Origin of the sequence: Streptococcus sp. S5 (assembly GCF_034134805.1) — a bacterium.
Lineage (GTDB): Bacteria > Bacillota > Bacilli > Lactobacillales > Streptococcaceae > Streptococcus > Streptococcus lingualis.
Window position 1 is genome coordinate 1610058 of record NZ_CP139419.1, and the last position, 20812, is coordinate 1630869.

At 41.2% G+C, this 20812-nt stretch carries 24 protein-coding genes; all 24 read right to left on the reverse strand.

Going from position 1 to position 20812, the window contains the following annotated elements; translation table 11 throughout:
• Positions 1-62: 62 nt before the first annotated feature.
• Positions 63-590 carry a hypothetical protein gene (locus SM123_RS07700; RefSeq protein WP_320909378.1) on the reverse strand — a complete coding sequence of 176 codons (528 nt, stop codon included), beginning with the start codon at positions 588-590 and terminating at the stop codon, positions 63-65.
• Positions 591-598: 8 nt separating this feature from the next.
• Positions 599-1432 (reverse strand): hypothetical protein, encoded by an 834-nt coding sequence (locus tag SM123_RS07705; RefSeq protein WP_320909379.1) that lies wholly within the window; start codon positions 1430-1432, stop codon positions 599-601.
• Complete coding sequence (locus SM123_RS07710; RefSeq protein WP_049474238.1) at positions 1371-2408, reverse strand: hypothetical protein; 1038 nt, start codon at positions 2406-2408, stop codon at positions 1371-1373. Before SM123_RS07710 ends, SM123_RS07705 begins: the two co-directional genes overlap by 62 nt.
• Before the next feature lie 123 nt (positions 2409-2531).
• On the reverse strand, positions 2532-2978 hold the full coding sequence (locus tag SM123_RS07715; RefSeq protein WP_003006041.1) for a Fur family transcriptional regulator: 447 nt from the start codon (positions 2976-2978) through the stop codon (positions 2532-2534).
• Positions 2979-3527: 549 nt separating this feature from the next.
• The gene (tnpA, locus tag SM123_RS07720) at positions 3528-3992 is read right to left on the reverse strand and encodes an IS200/IS605 family transposase (RefSeq protein ID WP_037616840.1); all 465 of its coding nucleotides are present in this window, start codon (positions 3990-3992) and stop codon (positions 3528-3530) included.
• A gap of 195 nt (positions 3993-4187) precedes the next feature.
• Positions 4188-4463: an HU family DNA-binding protein gene (locus tag SM123_RS07725; RefSeq protein WP_003006038.1), complete on the reverse strand. Its 276-nt coding sequence runs from the start codon at positions 4461-4463 to the stop codon at positions 4188-4190.
• Positions 4464-4573: 110 nt separating this feature from the next.
• Positions 4574-5407: a DegV family protein gene (locus SM123_RS07730; protein ID WP_320909380.1), complete on the reverse strand. Its 834-nt coding sequence runs from the start codon at positions 5405-5407 to the stop codon at positions 4574-4576.
• Positions 5408-5496: 89 nt separating this feature from the next.
• Positions 5497-6225 (reverse strand): metallophosphoesterase, encoded by a 729-nt coding sequence (locus SM123_RS07735; RefSeq protein WP_320909381.1) that lies wholly within the window; start codon positions 6223-6225, stop codon positions 5497-5499.
• 20 nt (positions 6226-6245) lie between these two features.
• Positions 6246-7904: a DNA repair protein RecN gene (gene recN / locus SM123_RS07740; protein ID WP_320909382.1), complete on the reverse strand. Its 1659-nt coding sequence runs from the start codon at positions 7902-7904 to the stop codon at positions 6246-6248.
• A 6-nt stretch (positions 7905-7910) separates the two neighbouring features.
• Entirely contained in the window at positions 7911-8345 is a 435-nt protein-coding gene (locus tag SM123_RS07745; RefSeq protein WP_003006022.1) for an arginine repressor, read from the reverse strand.
• Complete coding sequence (locus SM123_RS07750) at positions 8335-9153, reverse strand: TlyA family RNA methyltransferase (RefSeq protein ID WP_320909383.1); 819 nt, start codon at positions 9151-9153, stop codon at positions 8335-8337. Before SM123_RS07750 ends, SM123_RS07745 begins: the two co-directional genes overlap by 11 nt.
• A complete protein-coding gene (locus SM123_RS07755) occupies positions 9146-10021 on the reverse strand; it encodes a polyprenyl synthetase family protein (RefSeq protein ID WP_049486560.1) in 876 nt (291 codons plus the stop codon). Before SM123_RS07755 ends, SM123_RS07750 begins: the two co-directional genes overlap by 8 nt.
• Complete coding sequence (locus tag SM123_RS07760; RefSeq protein ID WP_003006013.1) at positions 10018-10230, reverse strand: exodeoxyribonuclease VII small subunit; 213 nt, start codon at positions 10228-10230, stop codon at positions 10018-10020. The genes SM123_RS07755 and SM123_RS07760 overlap by 4 nt, the downstream gene beginning before the upstream one ends.
• A complete protein-coding gene (xseA, locus tag SM123_RS07765) occupies positions 10208-11548 on the reverse strand; it encodes an exodeoxyribonuclease VII large subunit (protein WP_049486561.1) in 1341 nt (446 codons plus the stop codon). Before xseA ends, SM123_RS07760 begins: the two co-directional genes overlap by 23 nt.
• 152 nt (positions 11549-11700) lie before the next feature.
• Positions 11701-11898, reverse strand: a complete 198-nt coding sequence (locus tag SM123_RS07770) for a type 2 periplasmic-binding domain-containing protein (protein ID WP_049486562.1) — start codon at positions 11896-11898, stop codon at positions 11701-11703.
• A 74-nt stretch (positions 11899-11972) separates the two neighbouring features.
• The gene (locus SM123_RS07775; protein WP_070845312.1) at positions 11973-13427 is read right to left on the reverse strand and encodes a glycoside hydrolase family 32 protein; all 1455 of its coding nucleotides are present in this window, start codon (positions 13425-13427) and stop codon (positions 11973-11975) included.
• 9 nt (positions 13428-13436) lie between these two features.
• Positions 13437-14282 (reverse strand): carbohydrate ABC transporter permease, encoded by an 846-nt coding sequence (locus tag SM123_RS07780; protein ID WP_176745622.1) that lies wholly within the window; start codon positions 14280-14282, stop codon positions 13437-13439.
• A 1-nt stretch (position 14283) separates the two neighbouring features.
• On the reverse strand, positions 14284-15186 hold the full coding sequence (locus SM123_RS07785; RefSeq protein WP_014712989.1) for a carbohydrate ABC transporter permease: 903 nt from the start codon (positions 15184-15186) through the stop codon (positions 14284-14286).
• Between the two features lie 85 nt (positions 15187-15271).
• A complete protein-coding gene (locus SM123_RS07790) occupies positions 15272-16585 on the reverse strand; it encodes an ABC transporter substrate-binding protein (protein ID WP_041826251.1) in 1314 nt (437 codons plus the stop codon).
• Positions 16586-16717: 132 nt separating this feature from the next.
• A complete protein-coding gene (locus SM123_RS07795; RefSeq protein WP_070845308.1) occupies positions 16718-17713 on the reverse strand; it encodes a LacI family DNA-binding transcriptional regulator in 996 nt (331 codons plus the stop codon).
• Between the two features lie 26 nt (positions 17714-17739).
• Positions 17740-18618, reverse strand: a complete 879-nt coding sequence (locus SM123_RS07800; protein WP_070845306.1) for an NAD(P)H-hydrate dehydratase — start codon at positions 18616-18618, stop codon at positions 17740-17742.
• 52 nt (positions 18619-18670) lie between these two features.
• Positions 18671-19444 carry an HAD-IIB family hydrolase gene (locus SM123_RS07805; protein ID WP_004219876.1) on the reverse strand — a complete coding sequence of 258 codons (774 nt, stop codon included), beginning with the start codon at positions 19442-19444 and terminating at the stop codon, positions 18671-18673.
• A gap of 13 nt (positions 19445-19457) precedes the next feature.
• Positions 19458-20312, reverse strand: coding sequence for a bifunctional methylenetetrahydrofolate dehydrogenase/methenyltetrahydrofolate cyclohydrolase (locus tag SM123_RS07810; RefSeq protein ID WP_003002422.1), 855 nt, complete (start codon positions 20310-20312; stop codon positions 19458-19460).
• A gap of 165 nt (positions 20313-20477) precedes the next feature.
• A complete protein-coding gene (locus tag SM123_RS07815) occupies positions 20478-20708 on the reverse strand; it encodes a DUF1797 family protein (protein WP_003005989.1) in 231 nt (76 codons plus the stop codon).
• Positions 20709-20812: the final 104 nt, after the last annotated feature.

Here is a 20812-nt window from a genome sequence, read left to right on the forward strand (position 1 = left end):
AAAAAGAGCCTGACGGCTCTGGTTTGAAATTGGGGAATGTTACTTCTGACGTTGAAATAGGATTATTCTGCCGGTTGCTCCTTCTCTTCTGCTCTTTCATCTTCTGAAGGATGATTTCGTCTATAAACGATCCCACTGACATTCCACCACTCTCTGAGGATAAAAATCCAATAGATGGCTTGACATAAGTAAAATCCCCATTCCAACCGAAGGAGGTCTATTTGAACAGTCATAGAAAACATGGTGAAGATTAAAATAATGCTACAGGCTACAAAAATTAACAGTGATTGAAGGTGAGCTAACAAAGGATAGCCTAATTTATTTAGGAGATATTTTACAAGAATAGCAAGTACTGGTAATACGAAAAGAATCACTAGTGAAATGGTGAAATAGGAATGAATGAGGCCTTCAAACTCTTTGGCATTGTAAAGAGAATGTTCACCTAGGAAAATCGTAAACCGTGCCGAATCATTCTCCCCTATTTTTTGATATATATAAAACGGTGACATCAATAAAGTCAAAACATAGGCCGTAAATAAGCCAAGTTGACGCAATGACTGATGATTAAATTTTATTTTTCCTTTTACCATGCCTCCTTTCACCCCCTAACCTTTCCATTCCGAATTTCAACAGTCTCAGATACTTGTTTCCCATCATCGAACAAGCCATACCACCCATCTGGTAGAGACTTAATTGCCAAGTAATCTTTCAAAACTGATTTAAAATCATTCCCTGATTCTTTAAATCGACTTATATTTTCAGGGGAGATAATTTTAACATAAATGTCTCCTGATTCGATAAAACTACTATACGAGACATCATACCATCCCCCTAGAATTTTTAACTTAGAATTAGGAATGCTATTCTCATATTGCTCCATCAAACTGAAATAATTGTTACCTCGTTTCTTAAAAGGGGATAAGCTTATTTCAATCCAAGAGCCGCTAAAAGCACTATACTCGTTAATTTTTTTATCTAATTCTGCTTCAAGCTCGATTCGCTCAGTACTGAATTCAAACCCCTTCTCTATAATGGGCAAATAGGCTCTATCAAAATCATCATAGGTATTTTCTATTCCTAGGTTTTCAGCTAAATCAATCTTATTAGAATACGGCATCACCAAGTGTTTAAATCTGACTGATTTTTTCAGGGGAATTGAAATCTTTTTCCCTTCAACCGTTTCAGAATAGATAAAATTCACATCCGGACCAGCATTGGGCCGAGTCCAAGAGAAACCTGTAATCTGTATATCTCCTCGGAAACTTCTACTATCATAGAAACCTTTTAGGTTAGCGTCTAAATTTCTATAAAAATAGAATCCTAGAAACAGTAGGAAGCAGATAACCACTAGAAAGGCTTTTGACCGATCACTAATCGTCGTCTGGCCCTTCTTGAAATGTTTTTTCAAATTCACGTTCCAACTCTTCTTCAACTCTTTCCTCCTTTATAATCTTTTTAAATTCTTCAGCATTCCGAACGATTTCTTTCTGCCCACTCTTTGTATAAGGAGCGCTAATAGACCAACTGAAATGATCTGCATCAGGAAACAAACTCTTGATGACAGTTTTTTCCTCCTCCATAGTGAGGTTTTGTTTTAAAATCAAGAGATGGCGATATTTTTTTAGTAGGGTTAAGAGTTTACTATCCTTCACCTTCACACCATTGCGATCTAATCTCTCCGTAGAACTTGAGGAAGTTTCTACTTTTTCATCTTCATCATCATATTCATAATCTATCCAACATCCTCCTACATCTATTTTATTTCTATCAAGACTGTATTTTTTTGTCTCAAATTTGGGTGCAGGCAATATTTGATAAAATCCACTGTAACCATAATCAACAATCATTTTTGGATCTGTCTCTGCGATTTCTCCCTTGTTCAGATTCACAAATAGGAGATTATTTTTTGTAACATTGAAAGCTACATACTCATCTTTTCCATCTGTAAACATGCTACTTCGCATGTTTCCTTCAATCGAGTCGTAACCCATTTTTTGAACGAGTTTTAAAACATCAATGGTATGACCTTCTCCTTTCTCTTGACCCAATTCATAATATCGAATTCTAAAATATTCATTTGCGTCTTTTTTCTTATCTTCGCCACTGATTAGTTTAGAATCTTGAAGGGCTATATATTGGGATCCGATAGTATAATATGGGGCATTATTTTTATCTTCTTTCTTAAAACTATAAGCCAATATTGGAATTCCGGTGGCCTCTTCACTAATGATTCGATTTTCCAATAACCGTTGTCCTCTACCAACATAATCATAATTTCTATCACTCACAACATGTACTGCTTCTTTTAGGTAAAGGAAGCTCCAAATACCGCCAACCATTAGAACGGTCACGGCAACTAGGGAAAGAATATGCCATATTTTCCAAGAAAAATTCTCCAGCTTCTTCATCTCGTTCTCCTATTGTTTGATTTCAAAAGTATATTATATCATGATTTCTCCTATTTTTCCTTCACTATCCTAGTGTGGCTTTACCATACAAAAAAGAGCCTGACGGCTCTGGTTTCGCTAACATTAATTTTTTTGACAGTCTGGGCAAATGCCATAGACCGTCATCTGGGTCTTGGTGATCTGGTAGCCACTTTGACTGGCTGCTTCTTCGCGAAGATCTGGGACTTCAATGTCCACATCAGCGATACGGCCACATTTTTCACATACCACATTCAAATGGTCATGCCCCATGAAATCAAAATAGGTCGTGGTATCATTGCGAACCTTGATCTCAGAGACAACCCCCTCATCAATTAAAACCTTGATATTGTTGTAGACAGTTGCTAGACTCATGCTTGGAAACTGAGGCAATAAATCGCGATAGATCTTCTCAGCGCTTGGATGTTCATGACTCGCCACTAAATAGGAAAGAACTGCTCTGCGGGTATCGGTAATCCGAATGCCCTTGGCACGCAAATTTTGCAAGACTTCTTCCACGCGCTCTTCTTCATGACGATGCAATGCGTTCACTATGATTCCCCCTTTCCAATATGATTTAATCGATTCGTTACCCTTATTATATCATGTTTCAAAATAAATCACTATTTAGAATGCTTTTAATTAAAAAAAATGTCCAGTGGACATTGATTCACGAGCCTGAAAACGGAAAAGCGAGGTTATGTCCAGGGGACATTGATTCACGAGCCTGAAATAGATTCATCTACTCTCAGCCGATCCAACTGGTCATCCAGCGCACGGTTCCTAAGAGCATTTTGACCACGAGGATCATAAAGCAAAATTCCAGTACGAACCACAACCCTTTCAGTAGATACAAAATAGGTCGGATAAACAACAAGGCAAAGAGTCCTAAAATGAATCGCATGGTCTTTTCTCTCTTTCTTTTTTCCTATTATACCCTTATCCTATAGAGCTGTCCAATCATGACCACCCGTCAAACGGGTGGTTTGTACCAGGGCTATAAGCCCAGATAACTAGCCAGCGCCTAAAGACGCTGGCTTTCACTTTGTTCAAGCCTTATTGCATTTGACTCGTCACAGACCTCTCAAAGAGGTATACGTACTACTTGCCACTATCCCTAAAGGGATCTTCATATTCTTTTACACTCAACTTATCTAAAGCAATATCTTTTCGCTCTTGTTCCTGAATGTATTTCTTTATTGTGGCTTCATTGAGGCCAACTGTACTTACATAATATCCCTCTGCCCAAAAATGTCGATTTCCAAACTTATATTTCAGATTTGCGTGTTTATCGAACATCATTAGAGCACTTTTACCTTTTAAATATCCCATGAAGCTTGCAACACTAATTCTAGGTGGAATGCTTACCAACATATGAACATGATCTGGCATTAAATGGCCTTCGATAATCTCAACACCTTTATAACTACATAATCTATGGAATATTTCTCCCAAACTACTTCGATATTGATTATAGATCACTTTTCGTCTATACTTAGGGGTGAACACAATGTGATATTTACACATCCATTTTGTGTGTGATAAACTATGTGCTTTTTGAGCCATATTTTTCTCCTTTCGCTTTACAATTGGCTTGAACACCTTAATTGTATCGCGTTTGGAGTTTTTTTGGTATAACCTTCGATGCGCACCCGCATAGCGGGTGGTTTTTTTGTCTCGCACCTAACGGAGAGAGACGGACTGAAAGTCACATAACAAAAAAACCATCCTAGAAATCTAGGATGGCTTTTCAAAATGCAATTATTTAACTGCTTCTTTAAGAGCTTTACCAGCTTTGAATGCTGGAACTTTAGAAGCTGCGATTTTGATTTCTTTACCAGTTTGTGGGTTGCGACCTTTACGAGCTGCACGTTCACGAACTTCGAAGTTACCGAAACCGATCAATTGAACTTTTTCACCTTTTGAAAGGTATTCTGAAACTGCTGCGAATACAGCGTCAACAGCTGCTGCTGAATCTTTTTTAGTCAATTCTGTAGCTTCTGCCACTTTTGCGATCAAATCTTGTTTGTTAGCCATTTAACAAATCCTCCAAATTTTTTTAGGCTTTACGCCTTAACAGTACTATAATATCTAAAAAAAGCCTTTAGGTCAAGTACTAAACCTGTTTTTTCAAACATTTATTCAGCTTATTCGTAGCGCACCAAAACTGCAAATGCATTCTCACCTGTATGGGTTTGAATAATCGATCCAGTTTCGAGAACTGGGATCGCATTTTCAACGAGCGATTGCAACTGAGCCTTCATTTCATTGGCCCATTCTGGTGTCCCTGCGTAAGAAATCCCGATCTCAGCCACCTTACTATGGGAAAGTTTCTCTACCAATTCATCCAACCACTTCTTAAAGGTCTTGTTTCCACGGCCCTTGACAATTGGTTCCAACTGATGGTCCTTCATTTGCATCACGACACGGATGTTAAGAAGGGAGCTCAAAAGTCCGGTAACACGGCCAATGCGCCCACCTTTAACCAGATTTTCCAAGGTAGAAACACCGATATACAACTCTGTCTTTTCTTTGACTTCTTCGATGCGAGCCAAGACAGTGTCTAAATCAGCTCCGTCTTTGGCCAACTTGGCTGCCTCAACCACCTGGAACTTCATGGCTTGGTCTGTAAAGCCACTATCAATCACAGTAACATCTGCTCCTGACAAGGTTGCCCCTTGACGAGCCGCCTCTACGGTTCCTGACAAGGCATGAGACATATGAATTGAAACGATATGAGCTCCGTCTGCTGCTAACTTTTCATACACCTCCGCAAAGACTCCAACGGGTGGTTGGCTGGTCTTTGGAAGATTTTTGCTAGACTGCATTAAGCGCAAGAAGTCCCCTTCGCCCAACTCACTGTCGGAATAAAGGACTCCATCCACCATAACAGAAAGTGGCACAATGGTAATGCCATATTCTTCAACCACTTCAGGCTCAATTGTAATAGATGAGTCTGTAACTATTTTAATATTTGCCATATATTTCTATACTCTTCCTAAGAATGTTCTGCTTTCATTATATCAAAAAACACAGGGTTTTGCAGTGAAAGATATCCATTCCTGCCTCCTCAATCGTCTGCGGCAGAAAAACCTGTATTGTGAAGGACATGGTCTTGGACAATGCCTTGATCATCCAAGAGCAATCCATGAAGGACTCCACCATAGACAGCGCCCCCATCGACGCCCATTTTTTGATCTGAAATCCAAAGATTTTCAGTACCGACTGGCTTATTGAGCAGTCCATAGACTGGTGTATGGCCAAAGACGATCCATTTGCCTGTATGATTCTCTGCTTCATGGAATGGTTTTCGAATCCAGACTTTTTGGTAATCACTGGTTTCCCGCCAATTTTCAAGGGTTAGATCCACACCAGCGTGGACAAAATAATAGGTCTCTGTCTCGTAGTCAAAAGGCAAACTACGGATGAAAGCCACCAAGTCAGGAACGGCATTTTCTACTGCTTGCGCATCCGCAATGCCATCTACAGGAGCATCGAGTGGCCGGCCTAACAGAGAGTTGATGGTCGTATCGCCACCATTTCTTCGGTAGTGATCATAACGCTCTTCTGGATTGTCCAACCAGGCTAAAAACATGTACTCGTGATTTCCGGAAAGGCAAACAGCTCCGTGATGGTCTACGTAGTCTTTTACAATTTCAATCGATCGTTTGCTGTTTTCGCCTCGATCTATCAAATCTCCTAAAAAGACCAATTGAGATTTTCCATCCCACTCTGTCATGAGCTCTTCTAGCATTTGTGCTTTTCCGTGAATATCTCCGACTACAAAGTATGTTGACATTGTTTCAAACCTTCTTTCTCTTATCGCTTGAGAAGTTGCTCTGCTTGTTGACGGGCAGCTTCCGTTAGATCCTCTCCTGCCAGCATCTTGGCAATTTCTTCGATTCGTTCTTCTCTATTGAGCAAACGCACAGTAGATACAGTTGAGTGTTCATCACTGATTTTCTCAATATAGAATTGATAATCTGCTGCAGCGATGACTTGCGGCAAGTGAGAAATGGCAAGCACCTGGCCATTTTGACCAATCTTATGAATTTTCGCTGCGATGGCTTGAGCCACGCGCCCAGAGACTCCTGTATCCACCTCGTCAAAGACGATACTGGTTTTTCCTTCTTTTCGAGAAAAAGCAGACTTAATAGCCAACATCAAACGTGACAATTCTCCGCCAGATGCTACCTTGACAAGGGGTTTAAAGTCCTCACCTGGGTTGGTCGAAATGTAAAATTCGACAGCTTCATTTCCCTCGCGATTAAACTTAGCCTTACTAAAACGTACTTGAAAGCGCGCCTTGTCCATGTAGAGATCTGCCAATTCTTGCTGGATTTCATTTTCCAAAGCTTGGGCCAGAGTATGCCGCTGATCACTCAAATCTTGAGCCAAGGTGACCAAGCTCTTTTCTAGACGTTTGAGTTCTTTTTCCATGTCCTCAGACGAGAGGTCACTTCCGGTGAGGAGGCTATATTCTTTGGTGATTTGCGCCAGGTATTCCAAGACGTCCTTGACTTGGCCACCATACTTGCGCGTGATGGAGTGGATCAAATCTAAACGTGATTCCACCTGCATGAGGCGATTGCCATCAAACTCCAGACCATCTACTACATCTTCTAAGCGCTTGGTAATATCCTCAAGGGCATAGAAGGTTTCAGATAGCTGGCTTGAGAGCTCTTTGTAGCTGGGATCATATTCTTCAATGCTTTCCAGATCATTCATGGCTGAGCGAACATTGGAGAGGCTCGAAAACTCTTCTGCATCCAGCATGGTATAGGCATTGGTTAGGGTATCTGCAATCATCTTGTGATTGAGCAGGCGTTGGCGTTCTTGCTCCAGACGCAGGTCCTCATCCACTTCCAAGGCAGCTGCCTCAATCTCTGCAATTTGAAACTCCAACATCTCGATACGAGCCTTGTTTTCCTGCTGGTTGCGCTGGAGTTCCACCACTTGTTTGCGCAGGCGTTTGTAGTCTTCGAAGGTCTGACGATAAGCGTCTTTGGTTTGGAAAAAGGCTGCATCCCCAAATTCATCCAGCATAGCGATATGCAATTGGGGCCGCATGAGTTCTTCCTGATCATGCTGGCCATGGATGTCCACCAAATGTTGACCGACTGCCTTTAAGACAGATAAATTCACCATTTGACCATTGATCCGGCTGACACTTCGTCCATTTTGCAAGATCTCTCGGCGAATGATCAATTCATCGGTCCACTCTAGTCCTTGCTCTTCAAAGAGAGCTGTCAGATGGCGATTGCTCTCAACGGTGAAGAGACCTTCGATTTCCGCTTTTGGGGCTCCATGTCGAATGACGTCCGTCGTTGCGCGGCTTCCCAGCATCATGTTCATGGCATCGATAATGATGGATTTCCCTGCACCTGTTTCCCCTGTCAGTACCGTCATTCCCTTTTCAAAATTTAAGGAAATCTCTTCGATAATGGCAAAGTTCTTAATCGAAATTTCTAATAGCATAGGCTCTTACCACCCAAAGATTGATTTGAGGATATTCTCTGCTTCTGGTGCGGAATAAGCAATCAACAAGATCGTATCATCATCTGCAACAATACTAAAGATATGCTCCTTATAAATCTCCCGCAAGCGACGTTTAACTAAAGGAGCTGTCCCTGGAACCATGGTGAAATTGACATATTCTCCCATCCGACGATGAGACAAGATATTGCTTTCGATCATCCCGATCCCTTGGTGGTGCTTACGTGGCAATTCATAGACATAGGTCATATCTTTCAGAGGGCGTTTTACGATGCCCAATTCTTTGATATCCCGTGATACTGTCGCTTGGGTTGCTGAGATGCCTTCTTCTTTCAAATGTTCGACGATCTCTTCTTGCGTCCCCACTTCATGATCGCGAATGAAGCGACGAATTTTTTCTAATCTGATATTCTTACTCTTCATGTTTAAATTCCTTGTGTGCCAGCTCCACAACAGCCTCCAGCTGCTCTGTAGTCGGCTTTGTTTTCTCTTCTTTTTTTTCTAGATACATCAAAAATTCGATGTTGCCATGGCCTCCTTGGATAGGGGAATAATCTACTCCCATTACCGCAAAGCCATGTGTCCCTGCAAATGTAGCGACCTTTTTAAGGACCGCTAAATGAATCTTAGGATCCTTAATGATCCCATTTTTTCCGATCTGCTCGCGCCCTGCTTCAAACTGAGGTTTCACCAAGGCCACGACTTGTCCATTATCTGCCAAAATCCGGTGAAGGGCTGGCAGAATTAAGTCCAAGGAAATAAAGCTGACATCGATACTCGCAAAGCTCGGTGTCGCTTCAAAATCATCTGGCTCGGCATAGCGGAAATTGAACTGCTCCATCGAGACCACCCGAGGATCATTGCGCAATTTCCAGGCCAACTGATTGGTCCCGACATCCACCGAAAAGACCTGGCTGGCTCCATTTTGCAGCATGACATCTGTAAAGCCACCTGTAGAAGCCCCGATATCAATCGCAATTTTACCCTCTACAGATAAACCGAAGTGGTTCAAGGCTTTTTCTAATTTAAGACCGCCCCGGCTGACATATTTGAGCTTTTCACCTTTTAATTTCAACTCGGTTGCTTCATCAATTTTTTCACCCGGTTTATCAAAGCGCTCACCATTGATAACGGCAACGACAAGGCCTGCCATCACCCCTCTTTTGGCTTGTTCGCGGGTATCAAATAGGCCTTGTTTATAGGCTAATACATCCACTCTTTCCTTAGCCATCTATTCGTAATCCTTCTATTAATTTCTTGATCGCTCGCGGATCAAAGTCGCAAGCAGCTGTAATCTGATCCAACAAGTCCTCGCAAGCGTCTAATTCACTTGTCAGCAAAGCTTTTGATTCTTCCAATCCCAACAGGGCTGGATAGGTCGATTTTTCAGCTACCAAGTCCTTTTGAGGGGTCTTCCCCAAAGCTTCAAAATCAGCGACCAAATCCAAAATATCATCCCGCACTTGAAAAGCCAGGCCTAATTTTTTCCCGATTTTTTCTAAGAGCCGACCAATGTCTGCTTGCAACTCTAAAATCAAACCGGCTGCGATGAAAGGATAGGCAAGGAGGCGTCCTGTCTTATTGGCATGGATAGTCTGCAACTCTGCTAGAGTTAGCTGTTTGTGCTCCCCTTCCATATCAAGGACTTGGCCAGCTACCATTCCACGACTTCCGGATGCATCCGACAATTCAAGGATCAAAGAGACCTTGACCGCATCAGGAAGGGCACTCGCAGCTATCATCCCAAAGGGATCGAGAAAAAGCGCATCCCCTGCTAAAATCGCCAGGTCTTCTCCGAATTTCTTATGATTGGTCAATTGTCCCCGACGGTAATCATCATTGTCCATGGCAGGCAGATCATCGTGAATAAGGCTTCCTGTATGGATCATCTCCAAAGCTCCTGCCACTTGAAAGTGAGCCTCCGTCAATTCCAGTCCAAAGGCCTCTAACAATTCTAGAAGGAGCATGGGGCGCAGGCGTTTTCCGCCTGCCTGGATCGAATACAGGACCGACTCCACTAAATGGGGGGCGACGGCTTTCTCCTCATAAAAAGAGCGAACTGCTTGCTCTACTCTATTTCGTTTTTCTTCTTGTCTCATGCTAGATCCGCTTCAGTACCATCTGCCTGCATGACCTTGACCAAGGTTTTCTCTGCTTGATCCAAGGTATCTTGCAATTCTTTTGACAACTTCATTCCTTTTTGGAATTCTGTAATAGCTTCTTCAAGAGCCACATCCCCACTTTCCAATTTTTGGACGATGGCTTCCAAATCTGCTAAATTTTCTTCAAATTTCTTTTCTTTCGACATGTTTTACCTCTACTTCTAACTGGCCATCTCTCATGATGAGTGACAGCGGGTCCCCTTCTGTTACTTTTGCAACCGAATCTAGTACCTGATCCCCTTCCTTAACCATGGCATAGCCACGCGCAATAATCCGACTGGTATCAAGCATCAAGAGGGCTTCTGATAAGCCTTGTACCTTGATCTTTTGCTCTTTTAGGACTTGTTCCATTCGGTTGGTTAAGATTCTCTTATCTTGGAGCAGGCGGTCTTGGTAGCGCTCGATGCGATGCAAAGGAGACGTAGCTTCTAAGCGATGACGCAGACCTTGCAGCTGATTGGCCCCTTGTCCATAAGCATCGCGCATCCCTTGTTTCAATCGCAATTGCAACTGGTCAATCTTTTGCAGGTAGCCATCATAGAGTCTTTCAGGCTGTCTAAAAATAACCGATTGACTTAATTTTGCCAAGCGTTCACGATTATAGGCCAAGCGATTGGACATCGCTGTTGCCATGCGATTTTCCTGCTTTTGTAAATGGGACAAGAGATCCAACTTCGTTACTGGAGTGGCCAATTCAGCAGCGGCTGTCGGAGTAGCGGCTCGTCGGTCTGCTACAAAATCGGCTAGAGTCGTATCTGTCTCATGTCCAACACTGGAGATAATCGAAATCCGCGATTCAAAAATGGCTCGCACCACTGCTTCTTCATTAAAGGCCCAGAGATCTTCAATTGAACCACCCCCACGACCGATAATCAAGACATCCAAATCATCCCGTTGGTTAGCCCTTTGAATATTAGCAACCACCTCACTAGATGCACCTTCACCCTGAACCTTGGTCGGGTAGAGCACAATCTCAACACCAGGGAAGCGTCGGCTCACCGTTGTGATAATATCGCGAATCACGGCCCCGCTTTGACTGGTGATGACCCCGATCTTTCTTGGAAATTGTGGCAGAGCTTGCTTCCACCGATCCTGAAAAAGCCCTTCTTCGGTCAACTTTTTCTTGAGTTGCTCAAATTGGATGGCCAAGGCCCCTACCCCATCTGGTTCAGCCTTTTCAATGACAATGGAATAACTCCCACTTGGCTCATAGAGCTGAATGCGACCGATGACATTGATCTTCATGCCTTCTTCTAGCTCAAAACCAAAGCTTCGATAAACCCCAGCCCAGACCGTCGCCTGAATCACAGCCTTTTCATCCTTTAGAGAGAAATACTGGTGGTTGGGACGTTTTCGGAAATTGGAGACCTGCCCTGTCAGATAAACCCTTTCCAAATAGGGATCCTTATCAAATTTTAATTTCAAATATTTGGTCAAACTTGATACGGATAAATAGTTGGACATAGGAACTCCTTTCTGCAGAATATGATCAAGTTTAATTATACCAAAAAACACCAAAAAAGGCTGGCAGACAAAGCGAAATCATGAATTTCCTTTCTCTACAAGCCTCATTTTATTCAAGACACTTTCTACTGGTCTATTTTAAACCAGCTTCCTTATTTTTCACACTTCTCTAACCGTTCAATAAAGGAGCTAAGACGTGCTTGGGGTTCCCCTTCATTTGGATAGGCATAACTAATATAGAAGACTGTTTTTTCCTCTTCAACCAGCGGAATTTTGACAAGATTTGGATATTCTGGAAAGAGAGTCAGATCCGTCATGAGACCAATTCCCAAATTTTCTTCGATGAACACAAATCCTATTTAGGATACAACAAAAAGACAAGTCATAGAACTTGTCTTTTATTCTTTAGGAGGCTATTGCTTTCCTATTCTTGATAGGTTTTCAAGACCCAATCGACCCCTTCATCTGCCGTGAGGGTATAGACGGGATTCTGACTCGTTTCATAAAAGGTCATGGAGAGAGTTTTACCATCCACGAATACTTCAATTGAGTTGGTATCGCGAATGATCGAAAAATGATGATCTTTTTCAGCATCCAACTGAATCCATCTCGATTGAAATGCTGGATTTTCTTTTCCAGAAATGGGGTGCCCAAATTGGTCTCGACTTAAGCTAAAGCGTTTTTGAGAGGCATCATAAACCAATTGCAAGACACTATCAGGATCAGTTTCATCACCATATCCAAGGATAAAGGAGCGACCCGGTTTGGTATCTAGCTCAAACAAGGTTTGTTTCCCTTTCGCTGGGATCGTGATCTGATTGCCCTTAACAATGGTTTCTGACGCATGCTCTACAAGAAAGTGTTCGTTCACTGACTCAGGTAACTCCTGAACCAATCGTCCGTCTTTCAGAGACAATTTTCTTGGAAGAGTCATACTACCTGCCCACCCATGAGCTAAATCATGACTGGGGATAGACCGGTGCCACATTTGCATCCAGGCAACCATGTATCGTTCGCCATTTGGTCCTTGACAAGTTTGAGGGGCATAGAAATCCAAACCACCATCCATTTCATCATAGGAATCGACATGAAAGCGCCCTGTTTCCCAATTCATGTCACCGATAAAGGCAACCGTCGAATTTAAGTTCCAGTATTTTTCTTGCTGTCTTTCCATTTCAATGGGTGACAGGATCAAGACCCATTTGCCATCTAAAGGGAAGAAATCGGGACACTCCCACATAATCCCTTGCCCTTTTTCACCTTCTAAAAGAACTGATGTAAAGGCCCAATCTACTAGATTACTTGATGCAAATAGGAGAATTTGACCTCTATCATCTGGCGTCTTAGAAGCAACGACAGCGTAATAGCTTCCTTGGTATTCAAATACTTTAGGATCACGAAAATCTGCAATATCTGCGATCCCCTCAATATGTTGAGCATGGATCACTGGATTAGTAGGCAACTTTTCAAAGGTAATGCCATCTGTCGAAACCGCAAGACACTGCGTCTCTTCTCGCTTTTCCTCATCGTCTACATGACCCGTATACAGCAAATAAAGCTTGTCATCTTTCACAATAGCACTACCCGAGAAACAACCATCCTTGTCATAGCTTTCACTTGGTGCTAAAGCTACTGGCAATTCTTCCCAATGGAGGAGATCTTTTGATTTGGCATGCCCCCAATGCATGGGTCCCCAAACACTATCATAGGGATAGAATTGGTAAAACAAATGGTATTCCCCACGGAAATAAACAAAGCCATTTGGATCGTTCATCCAGCCGATTGGAGGGAGCAAATGAAATGCCCCTCTATATTGCTGGTCAACCTTCTCCCTGTTTTCATCGATATACTGATTTGCCTTCCGAATGCTTTCCTTCATACTGATCACCTACTTAATACCTGTACCAGATCCACCTAGACCTTGAATAATATATTTTTGTGCTACGATATATACTAGAATAAGTGGAATTGTAGAAATTGTCAAAACAGCCATTACTTGATTGATATAAACTGGTTGAGTTGTATTAATGGTTGTAATTGCCACCTGCATTGAAAATTTTGACGAATCGGTTAAAACCATCAACGGCCAGATATAATCATTCCAACTAGAAATAAAGGAAAGAACACCTACTGTTGCAACCGCTGGTTTCGACATCGGCAACATAATCTTGAAAAAGATCCGTAAGATACTTGCACCATCTATTTTTGCAGATTCGATAATTTCTTCTGGAATGGCAATAAAGAAGTTTCGGAAAAGATAAATATTAAAGACACTAGCTAATCCAGGGATAATAACCGCTAAACGATTATTAACTAAGCCAAGTGAATTAATAATTGTAAATTGTGGAATCAACACTGTTTCCATCGGAATGATTAACAAGGCCAATAAAAAGCCAAACAGAATTTTTTTACCTGTAAAATTAATTTTTGCAAATGCAAATCCCGCTAAGGCGTTTACTATAATAGACCCAAGTGCAAATGTTCCTGCATAAAAAATACTGTTCCCTAGATATGTTAGAATACTAAAACGGGCAAGAACCTCTTGGTAGGGTTTAAACCAATCAGCTGGATTAAAACTAGGTAAGAATGCTTTCCAACTTGTTAAATTCTTATACACATCTGCTTCTGGCTTCATTGCTGAAACCACCATCCAGATCATAGGAAATAGAAAGAGGCCTGCTAATAGAATTAATAAAACATATTCTAAAATAATAGTCGGTTTTAAACGTTTCATCCTAATCATCCTCCTTCAAAACTCGCCGTTGTACAAGACTAATCATACCAATCAATGTTGTAAATACTAAGGCAATCGAACTTGAGTAACCAACAAGACGGTCAGTGAAACCTTGTTGATAAATGTAATATACCATAGTGATTGTTGAGTTCAATGGACCACCTTGAGTCATGACCATTGGTTGCACAATCAATTTAAATGCTGAAATCAATGTTGTCAAGAGTACAAACAAGGCAGTTGGTTTCAATAAAGGCATCGTGATATATCTAAATTGAGCCCATTTTGAAAATCCATCCAACTCTGCCGCCTCATAAATATCTTGTGGAATATTTTGCATTCCTCCAAGGAATAACAACATTTGATAACCTGCACCCTGCCATGCAGAAACAAATACAATGGCATACATGGCTTGTTTTGGACTTGTCAAGAATGGTTGTGAAGAAATACCAATTTTATTCAGTAGAGCATTGAGCAAACCATTATTTGGATTTAACAAGTATAACCAGAGGATAGAGATAACGACAAGAGACATCACAACAGGAGCAAAAAATGCTACCTTAAAGAACATATTTCCTTTACGTTTCTTATTAACAATTAAGGCCATCCCGAGAGCCGCACCAAGTTGCACTGGAATAATCCAAACTACAAATTTCAAGGTATTCAAGAAGCTTTTTATAAAGATTGGATCTTGTGCTAAGCGCATAAAATTTTGTAGTCCTACAAATTTTCTATCCTCAGGCGTTAATAGGTAATAATCTGTAAAGGCATAATAGATCACCATACCAACAGGTATCACTAAAAAGATGAAAAGTAATATTAAAGCTGGAGCTAAAAAGCTATAGCCCATAATATTTTCTTTAAGGCGTTCTTTCTTTTTTGTTTCGACTTTATTTTTTTCGCTCATTGTTCGTCTCCTAAGATGAAACTATTAAATAAAATAAGGTGGAAGGTACATTCCATAACTTACCTTCCACCTTTTTGAATGTCAACTATTTATTTAAAGATTGGTCGATTGCTGTTTGCATTTCTTTCGCACGAGCATCTAATACTTTTTGTACATCTGGATTATCTTTATAATAGCTGATATCTTGCATTGCTTGTTGGAAAGCGCGTGAAACTTGTGGATAAGCTACTACAACTGGACGAGCATGAGCCGTTTTAGCATTTTGTTCCATCAAGAAACGCATTGGCTCAGATACTTTGTCCTTAATATTTTTAATTGTTGATTTTCTGATTGGAAGAACACTGTTACCTAAGCTTAGAATTTCACTAGATTCAGTATTTGTAGCAAACTTAACAAATTCAGCGGCTGCTTCTTTTTTATCAGATTTTGTTGTAACGGCTAATTGCCAACTACCTGAAGGTGATACCAATTTCTTCGTTTTATCTGAAACTGGATAAGGAAGAATACCAAAATCAATATCTTTGTAATTTGTTTGTAGGTCTGCAATCGTCCAAGAACCGCTCAGAACCATAGGATATTCACCGGTTTCAAAACCTTTTTCAACAGGACTAACTGTCGTATATCCATCCTTCACAAGATCTTGAATAAATTGAACAGCTTCAACACTTTCTTTGCTATTGAAGTAGCCTTCCGCTTTTGTTCCTTTAGAATTCACAACAGATCCACCATTTGACCAAATAAGAGGCATGTAAGCATATGGCAACATCTCATCGTTTGAATTCAAACGGAAATCAATTGCTGGTTTGTTAAAATGATCTTTTAATTTCTTAGCAATGGCATTAAACTCAGACCATGTCCATGGTTTTTCTAGGGTTGGCAAACTAGCTTCATCAATCCCTGCTTCCTTAAACATTTTCTTATTATAGTAAACACCTACATTGGATTCTGAATAACCAAATGCATAAAATTTACCATCATAAGTTCCCTGTTGTTTAATACTGTCCAGTACATCATCCATATTATCGTCTTTTAGATAATCATCCAAAGGAGCAATCACCTTTGATTTTGCATAGGCTGCAGTATTAGGACCATCTAGTGTAATGACATCTGGTAAACTATTTGTCGTAACAGCGGCGTTAACCTTATCTTCATATCCACCACCACTACCGCTACGTGGAATAAATTCTGTCACAACCTTATATTTTGTTTTCTTTGATTTGTTGAAATTATCAACAACTTGTTGCCAAGCTTTTCCCTCAGCTGTTTCATCTGAGAACTGAACCCAGACTTTAATCTCATTTGAAGAACTTGCAGTTTTGGATTTTGATCCCCCACCACATCCTGCAAGCAATCCTAATGATAGTGCTGCAACTACAGATAACTTAATACCTTTACGCATAGCGTCCTCCTTTTTGAAACGTTTCATTTTTTTGGTTATATTTTCAACTCAAGCTAAAATAGTTGAGTTTTTTGAAACGTTTCATTTTATAGCTAAATTATAACAGCGCTTTCATAATTTGTCAAGCACTTTTTATAATTTTTTTGTAGTGTTCCCTTCAAAGAAATGTACGGGTAAACTAATCACATTCTTTTCTATTTTTTCTTTACGAATCAATTTAAGTAATAATTCTACTGCCGCTTGGGCCATCTGAGCTATTTCTTGAACAATGGTCGAAAGTAAGTACGGTTGATCAAAAGCAGGTCTTAACCCATCAAAACCAATAATTTGATAGTCCTCTAGAGGAGTTTTTCCCATCTCCGTCAAAACTTTTATAACACGTAGAGCCATAAAATCATTTACTGTAAAAATCCCATCAATCTGAGGATGAGCTTCAAAAAAGGACTTAATTTGTCTTTCTGCTTGATCTAACGGTTCTGGCATTTCAAGACTACAGAGTTTTGTATTTTGCTGCTTAGCTTCATCTTTAAACCCCCTTCCCCGTTCCGTTGTTTCATTCAAATGTTTGTTCACACCGCTGATATAAGCTAAATTTTGGCAACCTCGTTTGACTAACTCTCGGCAAGCTAGTTGACCACCATGATAATTTTCAGAGGTTACGTAATAGACATTTTCAGAAAAATGACGGTCAATACTAACAAAAGGTAAATTAGAGGAGATATACTTATCGATATCTGAATAGGTGATCCCAATGATCCCATCTACCTTATTTTTTTCAAGTAATTTTATGTACTCTATCTCGTTTTGAGCATCTTTATCTGCATTACAAATCAATAATTTACATTGATTTTTCAACAATTCCTTTTCTACATGATATGCAAACTCAGAAAAGAATGGATGCCAAATGGTTGGAATAAGTAAAGCGATAATATTACTACGATTCGTTTTTAATCCTCTCGCATATTCATCTGGCACATAAGACAATTTTTCAATCGCTTGTTGAACTTTTTTTAATGTCACCTCTTTAATGCCTTTTTCGTTATTGATAACACGAGAGACTGTCCCAACACTAACCCCAGCTTCTGCTGCAACATCTTTCATCGTAATCGATTTTTTTTGCTCATTCATTTTCTCACCTCCTTTCATCCATACTATCATGAAAACGTTTCATTTTCAACATTTTCGTTTGAATTGTCACTCCACTTTTTCATCCATTTTGGGATTTCTTGGCTAATGGTCGTCGGTAGAACCACATAAGCTTCCTTACTCAAGTCTTCTGCAATGGCTGAATGGAGATAGGTCGCAACCACCACGCGCTCATAGAGACTGACCTGTGGGAATTGACCCGCAAATCCTGCGATCATCCCTGCCAAGGTATCTCCCATACCCCCTGTTGCCTGATAGGGACCACCAACATCTAGCTGATAGCCCTCATCTTGCCCACTTGTCCAAATGCGGGTGTGTGGCCCTTTTTCTACAATGACAGTCCCTTTAGGAAAACTTTGAACCGCTTCTCGACTTCTATCTTCAGTCTGGCTTGTTAGATCAAGCCCTGACAGTTTTTCCCATTCCTTTTGATGAGGGGTAAAGACCAACTGAGCCTCTGGCAGGTCAAACTGAGAAGCTGCAAAAAGACTAATAGCTCCGCCATCTAATATCAAGACCTGCTGGCTAGAGACATGCTCAAAAATCATGTGTAAGATCGCTTGGCTTTCTCTTGCTTCCTTTAAGCCCGGTCCTACGAGAATCACACCGGCTTTTTGGAGCTGCTCACAAAGGAGTTCGTGATCGGCTAGATCAAAGCCCATGGCTTCAGGAAGATGGCTATGAAGGGCTGTCAGATTATCAGGATCTGTTGCGACAGTAACCAGCCCCGCACCACTATGAACCGCAGCAAGGGCTGCCATAATAATAGCTCCTCCATAGGGGTAAGTTCCCCCAATCAAGAGCAGGCGACCAAAATCGCCCTTATAAGAATTCTCCTCTCGCTTCACAATAACACGCTGGATCTCTTCTTTCTGAACTGTTCTCATACCTTCCTCATTTCTAGTGAAAAAGGAGAAGCCACGACTCCCCCTCCATCTTTTATTTTCCTCTGAATTCTGCAAAGACTTGCAAGATCTTAGCAGCCACAGCTTGTGGTTGATTTTGTTTGGCTACCAATTGATCATCCGCATAAGGCTGAAGGGCTGGAAAATCACCAATTTGAACTGCATAAAGAGCTTTTTCAAAGAGCTCGATATCATTTTGATCATTGCCAAAAGCCACGAAATTCTCTCCACAGAGTTCTTCTACCGTTGTGGCTTTATGCGTGTCTGCTGGATTGAGATAGATGCATTTTTCATGCGCATGATAGCGGATATGGGCCTTTTCTGTCTTTTCGATCCGCTCGATGATCTCATCCACGAGCTCCTCATGACCACCCATATAGATCACGACCTTAATCGGATCTGTCAGCTCCTCTAACGAGCGATATTGGGCTTTCTTGAGGGGATCCACATTAGCAACAAAAGGAATCTTTTCCAAAATCTGTCCGCTATAATCAAAGGTATCATCCACAAAAAATGGTAGATTGTAATGGCGACAAAAGCCAAGGACTTCCCGATACACATCCTTGTCCAATTGTTCCTCATATACTAATTGCCCCTGGCGATAGGCCAATCCACCATTTAAACCAATCACGAGTTGCTGACTCAATGAGTCCCCTAAAAGGCCCAAGCAGTCCCGGTAAGAACGTGCAGAAGCAAAGGCAACTTCATGGCCAAATTCTTCTGCTCTCAATAAGACCTGTTTGATTTCATCATCGATTGTGACACCATCGAATGACAGGGTTCCATCTAAATCAAATACAAACTTCATCTTGTTCACACTTTCATTTTTTTAAGGCACGAACAGCTGCTTCGTAGGTCTGCTCCATCAGCATGGTGACGGTCATAGGCCCAACCCCTCCTGGTACCGGGGTAATATGACTGGCCAAAGGGGCAACGGAGTCAAAATCGACATCCCCACACAATTTGCCATTCTCATCGCGATTCATTCCGACGTCAATAACAACGGCGCCTTCTTTCACGAAGTCTGCTGTTACAAATTTCGCACGACCGATCGCAACAACCAAGATATCTGCTCTTCTAGCAATTTTAGGCAGATGATGGGTCCGGGAATGGGTCAAGGTTACCGTCGCATTTTTGGCGAGGAGCAACTGTGCCATTGGTTTTCCAACGATATTGGAACGACCAATCACGACTGCTCGCTTCCCTTCTAGATCAATCCCGTACTCTTTGAACATCTCCATGATCCCAGCGGGAGTTGAAGGCACCATGAGAGGATTCCCAGCCCACAAGCGTCCCATATTCAATGGATGAAAGCCATCCACATCTTTTGTCGGATCAATGGCTAAAAGGACTGCATCCGCATCGATATGCTTAGGCAGTGGCAACTGCACCAAAATCCCATGCCAAAGGGGATCTTGATTGTAGTGTTCGATCACTTCTAATAATTCAGCTTGGCTGATGCTTTCAGGAAGTCGTCTCACTTCACTCCGAAAGCCTGCCGCAATAGCAGAACGCTCTTTATTTCTTACATAGATTTTGCTAGCTGGATTATCTCCTACCACGATGACAACGAGGCCAGGCACAACTCCTGTCTCTTTTTTTAATCGTGCTGTTTTCTCCGCAATCTCACCCTGTAATTTTGTAGCGAGCGCCTTCCCATCAATGATTGTCGTCATATCAATTCTCTTTCTAGTCAAGTAATGAAAATAGTCCTCTCTATTATAGCAGATTTCAACTCTCAAACCTAACTGTTCCTATTTAGAATTTCTTATAGACGAAAACTATAGCCAGATGGACAAAAAATGAGCTTGAGACCACCCCAAACTCATCCACACAGCTGCTTAGTAAAGCAATTCATAAATTTCCATTGCAATTAAATCAATGCTATCAAATGTATAGGTTTCACGCGCTTCAACATCACGAAGTGTAAAGGTTGAACCCTCTTCTTCATTGTGGTTGTAGGCTACTTCAGCGACAACAACACCGTCACGTTCAAAATTACGTTTCAAGTTTCCACCGTCTTTTGTCATCGTCTCCAAACGGTTGATAATCCGTACTAAATGTGATTCCATTTTATTTCTCCTCTTTACTTTCTACTCTCCTATTTTATCATAAAAGAGAAAGCTCTTCCAATAAAAATTCACATTTTTCCATTGATTTGCTCTCTCCTTCACTC